This window comes from Xanthomonas pisi DSM 18956, from assembly GCF_001010415.1.
Taxonomy (GTDB): domain Bacteria; phylum Pseudomonadota; class Gammaproteobacteria; order Xanthomonadales; family Xanthomonadaceae; genus Xanthomonas; species Xanthomonas pisi.
On the sequence record NZ_JPLE01000122.1, the window covers coordinates 1 to 3,486 of the forward strand.

General features: G+C 66.7%; 1 protein-coding gene, 1 other RNA gene and 1 pseudogene. 1 reads left to right on the plus strand and 2 read right to left on the minus strand.

Annotation, left to right across the window (positions count from 1 at the left end; translation table 11 throughout):
* Window positions 1-16: 16 nt before the first annotated feature.
* A non-coding RNA gene (locus tag Y887_RS19485) (sX9 sRNA) lies at window positions 17-92 on the plus strand.
* A gap of 9 nt (window positions 93-101) precedes the next feature.
* On the opposite strand, the gene Y887_RS17245 is transcribed toward Y887_RS19485, so the two are convergent.
* Both Y887_RS17245 and Y887_RS17250 read right to left on the minus strand, forming a co-directional pair.
* Window positions 102-2,576 (minus strand): GH92 family glycosyl hydrolase, encoded by a 2,475-nt coding sequence (locus tag Y887_RS17245; RefSeq protein WP_046965517.1) that lies wholly within the window; start codon window positions 2,574-2,576, stop codon window positions 102-104.
* A gap of 95 nt (window positions 2,577-2,671) precedes the next feature.
* Window positions 2,672-2,911: pseudogene (locus tag Y887_RS17250) on the minus strand (hypothetical protein); the annotation flags it as partial.
* Window positions 2,912-3,486: the final 575 nt, after the last annotated feature.

A 3,486-nucleotide genomic window follows, 5' to 3' on the forward strand; every position in this document is an offset into this window, starting at 1 on the left:
GGTGCTCGGAATCGGCATGTACCACGCGTACACTCCAGTTCCTCCGCGCCGTCCACGCCCGCCTGACGACTGCTCGCTACGTTTTGTTAGCTGCTCTTAGCTCAACGCGCGGTCGCAGGCGTGGCGCAGAACGAGGTTGGGAGTGCATCCGCCTGTGTGCCCCAGCCTTGGGTCGGGGGCTGTTTGGTCAGCGCGAACGACAGCGTGCCGCCCTGCTGCAGCCGGGTCCAGTCCAGGAACACCTGCCGCTGCGGCGTGCCGTTGAAGCGCACGCCCTCCACGTACTGCAGCGCGCGCCCGTCGGCGCCGGGGGCATCGATGCGCAGGCGTTTGCCGTTGCCCAGGTCCAGCGTGGCGCGCTTGAAGCGGGGCGCGTGCAACACGAACTGCCCGCTACCCGGCACCGCCGGATACACACCCAGCGCGCTGAACAGATACCAGGCCGACATCGTGCCCAGGTCGTCGTTACCGGTGACGCCGTTGGGCGCATTGGTGAACAACTGCTGCGCGGCGCGCACCACGGTGGCGGTCTTCCACGGCTGGCCGATCAGCGTGTACATCCACGGCGCATGCAGGTCCGGTTCGTTGTTGGGGTTGTAGCGGTACTGGTTGTAATAGCTGTACGGGCCGACCACCCAATGCGTGCGTGCGCCGTTGAGCGGGTCCTTGAGCAGGTCGTCGTAGGCGAAGAAGGTGTCCAGCCGCTTGCCTGCCTGCTCGCTGCCGTGCATCGCCTGCAGCATGCCGGGGATGTCCTGCTGCACCAGCCACTGGTATTGCCAGGCGGTGCCTTCGTGGAAGCCGTGTTGCGAGCGCGGGCTGTACTGGTCGTTGGACGGCGCGTACCAGCTGCCATCCTCCAGGCGCGGCCGCGGGAAACCGGCAAAGCCGGTGTCCGCATCGCGCACGTCCGCGTCCCAGACGTTGTGCCAGTTGCCGCCGCGCGCACGTAGCTGCGTGCTGTCGTCGGCATGGCCCAGCGCCTGCGCCATCTGCGCCAGCGCGCAATCGGCCAGCGCGTATTCCAGCGTGGCCGAACCGCCGTGGTGCGGGTCCACGTCCATGCCCTTGGACGCAAACGCGCGGTCGTATTGCACGAAGCCATTGGCAAGATAACTGGCGTTGCCCGAGCGCCCCGAATGCCGCGAGTTGATCGGCGGTTGGCCGAAGGCATTCTGGCGCAGCGCGGCGTAGGCCTGGGCTTCGTTGTCCTGCAGCGCGCCGAAGCGCCACAGGTCGACCATGAAGGGCGTGACCGGATCGCCGGTCATGATGTTGGTGTCGTAGTTGGCGTAGCCCCAGCGCGGCAGCCAGCCGCCCTGCTGATGGATGGCCAGCAGCGAACGGCCGATGTCGCGGGCGCGCTGCGGGCGCAGCAAGGCGAGCAGCTGGTTCTGCGAGCGATAGGTATCCCACAACGAAAAATACTCGTAGTAGGTCCAGCCCTCGGCGCGATGGATCGCATCGTCGTAGCCGCGGTAGCGGCCATCGGCATCGCTGCCGGTCAGCGGCTGCAACAAGGCGTGGTACAGCGCGGTGTAGGCAACTGTGCGGTCGTCCTTGCCGGCACCTTCCAGCTGCAGGCTGACCAGTTCCTTGCGCCAGACCTGCTGCGCGCGCTGGCGCATCTGCTCCAGGCTCAGCAGCGTGCCGCCGAGCATGCCGTCGGCGCGCAGGTTGTTGCGCGCGCCTTCGGCATCCACGTGCGAGATGGCGCTGACCACGGTCACTGCGCGCGCATCCTTGCCCTTGCCCAGCGGGAAGCTGAGCCAGGCGCCGTTGGGCTTGAGTTCGCCACCCATGCCGTGGCGCGCACCGGGTACGCCGCCGTCTTCGCCCCACACCCCGTGCGCGGTGAACGGGCGGTCGAATTCCAGCCGGAACCAGGTGGTGTATTCATGGCCGCCGCAAAAACTTTGCGTGACCAGCTTGCCTTCGACCACGCGGTCGCCAACGATCTGCACCTGGCTGCCGATCACCACGTGGCGGTCGTTGGCCTGGGCCACGTTGATCAGCACATGGCCGGTGTCGGCGCCGGGCGCGAAGGTGTAGCGCTCGGCAGCGGCGCGCGTGAGCGCGCTGGCTTCGGCGTCGATGCCGCCGTAGTCGGTGAGCCGCACCTTGTAGTAGCCGGCTTGGCCGACTTCGCCATCGTGGGTATAGCGGGCGGCGTAGCGCCTCTGGTCGAAGGCCTTGGCGTCGCTGGTATCGAAATCGCCGCCCGGGCCGATGCGGCCGGTGACCGGCAGCACCGAGACCTGACCGCCCTGCTCCCAGCAGCCGGCCCCGGACAGGAACGAATGGCCGAAGCCGCGGATGCTGGGGTCGTCGTAGCGCCAGCCGGCGTAGTGGGCGCCGATCGGGCTGACCTGGATCAGGCCGAAGGGGGCCGAGGCACCGGGAAAGGTATTGCCGTCGTCCTTGCTGCCGATGAAGGTATTGACCTGTGCCGGGTCCTGCGCGGCCAGCGGGCCGGCCAGCGTGACGCCGAGCAGGCACAGGCCGGCGGCGGCGCGGCGCCACCAGGAGCAGGACAGGAACGATGCAGCGGTGGCGCAGGACACGACAGACAACATGCGGGAATCACCTCGGGGGAGAGGGCGACGCGGACGTCGCAGGTGGGAAGCGTGCCTGCCGTGCCAGGGCGCCGGCAGGAACGCGCAACCGCGTTCTAGAAATCGAACACGTATTCTGCCGCGATCTCGCGGCCGACCGGGTTGCACAGGCGGCTGTTGTAGAACGCGTCATCGAGCTTGTACGGGTCCTTGTGGTTGTCGCCGGTGCTGTTGAAGACGTTGTCGACGTACAGGTTGAGCTCCATCGCCGGGGTGATGCGGTAGCCGAGATTGACGTTCCAGGTGATGGCCGGGCCCACGCGGCCGTAGTACTTGCCCGTGCGCTGGCCGAAGGTGGCGGTGCGACGGAAAGCCAACGTCTTTTCAGACACTTGCGGGGGATTGACGCGATTGGATCGATCTAAATTGGATACGGTCCTGTGTCATCGATTGGCAAAGATTAAGCATGACTGACCCGCTACTGCACACGGCGGCGCAGCAAAGTGTGCGGGCTCTGGCAATTTCTCCGGTGTTTTTGTTGCTTCTAATCAGTCTGTTGCGCGCGTTACGTGCTCCAGCTTTGAAGCGTGTCAGCAATGCTGACGGATGCGCTGGCTTGGGGCGGCGATTCGGCTACGGTGCGCGGTTTGTTGAATGCGGTGCGCTTGGGCGTGTTGCGGGTCGGGGGCCGGACCCTCGCCCCAACCCCTCTCCCGGCGGGAGAGGGGCTCGGCCCCTTGGGGACTCGTTCCCTGGAGGGCTCTTTCCCTGGGGCTCGGTTGCTGCGGGTGCGGTTTCCTGAGGGCTTGTTTCCTGCACGGGCTACGCCTCCGGGAGCGGCTCGGTCTGTGGAGGAGCGCGTGGCGTGGCCGCATGCGTCTGCGTCGTCCACAAAAAAGCCCGGCCATCGACCGTAATGCTGTTCACTTAA